The organism is Rubneribacter sp., assembly GCF_965361815.1.
Map to the genome: position 1 here is coordinate 1 of NZ_CBDTNW010000114.1, position 4830 is coordinate 4830.

Annotated in this window: 4 protein-coding genes and 1 tRNA gene; all 5 read right to left on the reverse strand. The window is 67.6% G+C overall.

The window, feature by feature from the left end; all coding sequences use genetic code 11:
- Positions 1 to 2: 2 nt before the first annotated feature.
- The 5 genes from ACWKY3_RS08240 to ACWKY3_RS08260 all read right to left on the reverse strand — a co-directional run bounded on the left by ACWKY3_RS08240 (position 3) and on the right by ACWKY3_RS08260 (position 4704).
- Positions 3 to 79: transfer RNA gene (locus ACWKY3_RS08240), tRNA-Pro, on the reverse strand.
- A 162-nt stretch (positions 80 to 241) separates the two neighbouring features.
- The gene (locus ACWKY3_RS08245) at positions 242 to 682 is read right to left on the reverse strand and encodes a PaaI family thioesterase (RefSeq protein WP_449315939.1); all 441 of its coding nucleotides are present in this window, start codon (positions 680 to 682) and stop codon (positions 242 to 244) included.
- 45 nt (positions 683 to 727) lie between these two features.
- Complete coding sequence (locus tag ACWKY3_RS08250; protein ID WP_449315940.1) at positions 728 to 1867, reverse strand: lysylphosphatidylglycerol synthase transmembrane domain-containing protein; 1140 nt, start codon at positions 1865 to 1867, stop codon at positions 728 to 730.
- Between the two features lie 27 nt (positions 1868 to 1894).
- Positions 1895 to 3043 (reverse strand): ATP-grasp domain-containing protein, encoded by a 1149-nt coding sequence (locus ACWKY3_RS08255; RefSeq protein WP_449315941.1) that lies wholly within the window; start codon positions 3041 to 3043, stop codon positions 1895 to 1897.
- Positions 3040 to 4704 carry a lysylphosphatidylglycerol synthase domain-containing protein gene (locus ACWKY3_RS08260; protein WP_449315942.1) on the reverse strand — a complete coding sequence of 555 codons (1665 nt, stop codon included), beginning with the start codon at positions 4702 to 4704 and terminating at the stop codon, positions 3040 to 3042. Before ACWKY3_RS08260 ends, ACWKY3_RS08255 begins: the two co-directional genes overlap by 4 nt.
- Positions 4705 to 4830 lie beyond the last annotated feature (126 nt).

Sequence of the window (4830 nt, forward strand, 5' to 3'; positions counted from 1 at the left end):
CATGGTCGGGATGACAGGATTTGAACCTGCGGCCTCTGCGTCCCGAACGCAGCGCTCTACCAAGCTGAGCCACATCCCGATGGCTGCCTAAGCAGCGACGGCTATGATAGCACAACGGAACAGAAAGCGGAAGGACAAATCAGGCGCCGTGAACCATATTTTCGCACGGCTCCGCAACGAGGGCCGCACCGGCTGCGCCGCGCGTCTTCGCCATGCGCCCCCTTCCGCCGTCGCGCACAGCCTACCTCGAAGCGCCGCCCTTGGCCTCCCTGCGCTCGCGCTCCTTCTCGGCCAGGCGCGCAAGCGGCACCACCTTCACCATGATAAGCCCCTCCGTCAGCACGTCCCCCTCGTCGTCGTAGGCGGCCACGTTCCAGAACTGCTTGATGCCGCTCACGCTGGACGGCCCCTCGCATTCCAGCGTCGCCACGGCGCGGACCGTGCCCGTCGTGGCGCTTTTGCGGTGACGCACCTGCACCTCCACGCCGAAGGGCCGCTCGTGCTCAAGATCGGCCCGCTCCTCCGCCCCGCGGCTGGCCGCCGTCTCCAGAAGCGCGATGGTGGCGCCTCCGTGCAGGAACCCGAACGGCTGACTCACCTCGGGCGTGACGGGCATCGTGGCCTCAACGCGGTCCTTGCCCACGCAGGCGAACTGCATGTGCAGCGAATCCATCAGCGTCATGGAAATCTCCTGTCCTTAAAAACGGGCCCGCTCGCGCGGCGAGCGCTACGGCTTTCCCCCAGTATACCCGTCGTCCCCGCCATCGTCGCCGGCCATTCCCCCCAGCTCGTCCAAGCGCTTCGCCGTCTCGGCCGCGCCGTGCAGGCGGCTGCCCGAGCGGTGGTCGCGCGCCACCTTCTTCGCGTCGCGTCTGAACGTCTTGGTGGTTTGGATGAGCACCGCCCCTATGAGGAACGGCATCCAGAACACGATGCCGCGGTACACGAGCGCGATGGACAGCCCCGCGGCGGCGGACTCGCCGAACGACGTGAACGCCACCACCACGGCGGCCTCCACCACGCCCACGCCCTGCGGCGTGATCGAGATCATGGCGAACAGCGTGGCCACCACGTACCCGCAGATGAGCGCCTCGGGGACCGTCACGCCGAAACCAAGCCCCACCAAGCCGAAGCACGCAAGCTCGCACGTGCTGGCGAAGATGGAGCAGCCGAACGCCTTCGCCGTGGCGCGGGGGTTGCGCGCGATAAGCCCCGCCGCGTCGGAGAACGAGCGCACCGCACGCTCCACCCACGGGTCCAAAGGCTTCTTCTTGAAGCGCGCCAGCACGCGGTTTACCAGGCGTTCGATGGGCCGCAGAAGGCGCATCACCGCAGTCGGGCGCTTCCGGCCCAGCACGAGGATGGTCACCATGACGCCCACGAGCGCGATCACCAGCAGCCCCAGCAAAAACCACAAAGGCGACAGCCCCACCGTGGCGGCCAGGATGGCGAATCCCACGAGCATGATGGTGGCGAACCCCGAGTCTATGGTGATCTGCATGAGCAGCGCCGCGCTGGTGGCCTTGCCGGGCGCGATGCCGCGCTGGCGGGCGTCGTCCACCACAAGCGTGGTGCCCGCCAGGTTGAGCGAGGGCGCGATGGTGTTCATGAAGAAGGTCCCGAACACAAGCGGCAGCGTGGAGCGCGGCGCCATGCGCTCGCCCACGGCCTCGAACGCATGGGAGTACGCGAAGCTCTGAGCGAAGTACTTGCCCAGCTGGGTGAGCACCGCGAAGGCGATGGGAACGATGGAACCCTGCTTGATGGTCTCGGCAAGCTCTACCAGCTGGTCGCCGCGCAGAAGCACCACCGCCAGCACGATGACGATGACCAGGCCCACCAGCAGGTTGCGTATGTTGATCTTCACCTTGCGACCGCCCTTTCCGCCCTCCGCCTAGCGGAGGAACTCCCTCAGGTCGGTGCGCATGATAAACGAAAGCTCCCCCGCCGTCGACGGATCGGTCTCCAGGAAAAGGAAGCCGTAGCTTCCCACGCGCCGCACGTCGAAGGGCCGCAGCTCCAGCACGTGCGAGAAGCGGCTCGCGAACGCCTCGTAGTCGAACCGCTCGCCTCCCGTCGCGTCGGAGGGAGGATTGAGCAGCGACATGGCGTACACCTTGTCGTCCTTGCCCGCGAAGGCGGCGTCGAAATCCGGCGGCGTCCCGTCCAAAAACGCCTCGTAGGTGCGATACCCATAGGCATGCCAGCTGATGTCGGTGCCGCCTAGGCCGGCGAAGCGCAGCGGGTTGAACTCGATGGGGGTCACCTGCCCGTCCTTCACGCGCACCTCCACGTGCACAGGGAGGTTGCGCGCGCCCACGAGCGCGTTGGCTTGGTCGAGCCACGCCGCCATCGTCCGCGCGTTCTCGCGCACGATGGCGGGGCTTGTCAGATACAGGCGGTCGCTCGTGTCGGAGGGCGAGGCGAAGTCATGGCGCAGCACGTTGAGCACCTGCGCGGCCCCCGTCTCGTCGAAGTAGGCGTCCAGGGCGTATTCGACCCCGTCCACATAGCCCTCCAGAACGAACGATTCGGACCCGATGACGCTTTCGGGGTACAGGGCGCCCCAGGTGCGGGCGCTGCGCCGGATGTCGGCGAGCGCGCGCTCCCACTCCTCGCGGCTTTCCACGGCGTGCACGCCCATGCTGCAGAAGCCGACGGAGGGCTTGAGCACAAACGGCGGCTCAAGCTCGCGAAAGTCGAGGTCGAACAGCTCCTCGGCCGAACATGTCCGGAAGAACAGGCCGGGGGAGAGCGGGGCGAGCGCCCGGCGCATGGCCGCCTTGTCCTTGAACAGCCCGATGGCGCGCGTCAGCTCCTCGTCGCGCACGTTGGCCGCCACCCACGAAAGCGCGTTCTCGGAGTTCGTGCACACCCGCTCGCCCTCCTCTATGCGGCGCGCGGCCTCCTTGGCCGCAACCAGGTTGAGCGCGCCGTCGCGCGCGCAGGAGCGGGCGAATTCGTTGTCGAGCACGGGATGGCGCGAGGACGCGAGCCACGAGAGCAGCGGCTCGGACGCGTACGGCTCTTCGAGCACTATCATGGGTTCGGATCCTCCTTCGCGGGCGCGCCCTGCGCGGCCGGCCCGGGGACCGCAAGCGCGGCCCCTTCGTCGTCGAAGGACAGTATACCCTCCAGACCGGCTTCCCGGCGAATCTCCGCGCCGTTTTCAGCCTGCCGTTCCCAACCCGTTTTCCGCCGTGCGTCCGTCCCGAGCGCGCGGCAGCCCGCGTCGCCCTTCGGAGCCGGCCCCTCCCCGCGCCGCCGACGCCGCGCGCGCAGCCGATCGAGAAGCTCTTCAAGCTCCCCGGTCAGGCGGGACGCGCCCTCCCGGAACGCGACGGGCCGGTCGAACGCATCGCGCTTCCAGAACAGCCACAGCACCAGCGCCACGGCGGCCATGGCCACCTGCCAGGTGTTGACGAACAGAAACTCCCCGCCCGCCAGCAGCACGAGCGCGCCCACCGAAAGCGCCCACGCCGTGCGGAAGCGCAGGATGAGGCCCACCGCCAGCACGACGAGCAGCGCGCTGACCGCCACAAGCGCGGGGCCGACGAGCAGACCGCCCATGTCGATCCACTCCGTCAGCACCGTGAACGGCCGAAACGTCTGGGGCACCAGCGCCAACCCCAGGTTCACCAGGCCGACCGCCAGCACGAGCGTGCCGGAGATCCAAGCGGTGTCCTTGGCGCGCCGCTCCTGCGACGGATCGCGCTTGTCGGCGAAGAAGCCGGATTGCGACAGCAGGAGCGCTCCGATGCAAAACGGCACCCAGAACATGATGCCGCGGTACACGAGCGCGATGGCCGTGGCGGTGGCCAGCGAGCAACCGTGTGCCGTGAGGATGGCGGCGATGGCGGCCTCCACCACGCCCACGCCCTGCGGCGTGGGGCTCAAAATGACCGAGATGGCCGCCACGGAGAACGCCGCCACCAACGCCGAGACGTGCTCGAAGCCAAACGCGTAGCCTATGGCCACCAGGCACGCCATGTTGAGGATGGCAGAAAACGACGCGTAAGCCACCGTGACGAGCGTGCCCTGCGGGTTCTTGGCCAAGATGGCGGCCGAGTTGGCGAACGAACCGGCCGTCTTGCGCCCCCATCCCGGCTTGAGGCGCCGTCCCAGCAGGCCAATCACCTTGTTGATCAGCGCCTCGACAGCCAAAAACACGCGGAACAGGACGCGGGGGGCGCGGTAGCCCACCACGAACATGCTCGACAGCACGGCAAGCACCGCCGCAAGGGCCAGGCCCCCGGCCAGAAACAGCGTGTTCATGCTGCCCGAGACGAGCATGGTCAGAAACCCTATGACGGAGATCACCAAGATGGCCGCGAAATAGCCGATCTGGGAGAGGATGGCGCCTGAGGTGGACTGCCCGGCGTCGCAGCCCCTCCGATGCGCGTCGTCGATGATGAACGCCACCCCCGTGGCGCCCGAGAACAAGCAGAACGTGTTGATGAACACGAGCGAGAAGATGAGCACGACGTTGTGCCAGAAGCCGGTCGCATGCCCCACCGCCTCGAACGCCGCGTTGTAGGAAGCCGCCTGCACGAAGTGCCGCGCCAGCATGAGGACGACGGCCATCGCGAGGGGCACGAGCGCGCCGGTCTTTAACGTGTCGAGGAAGGTCGAGAGGTAGTCGGCGTTCGCGATGAGGAAGCATACCGTGACTATGCCAAGAACCAGCAACAGCGCCTTCTTCAAGGGAGCCCTTTCCGCGAACGATGATCAGAGGAACCTAGTATAGCACGGCGCTTCGGCTGACAGGTCCGCCCTCCCCCTTCGCCTCGCCAACGTGGCGGCGAGGTGAAGGGGGAGCGCAAGAGGCCC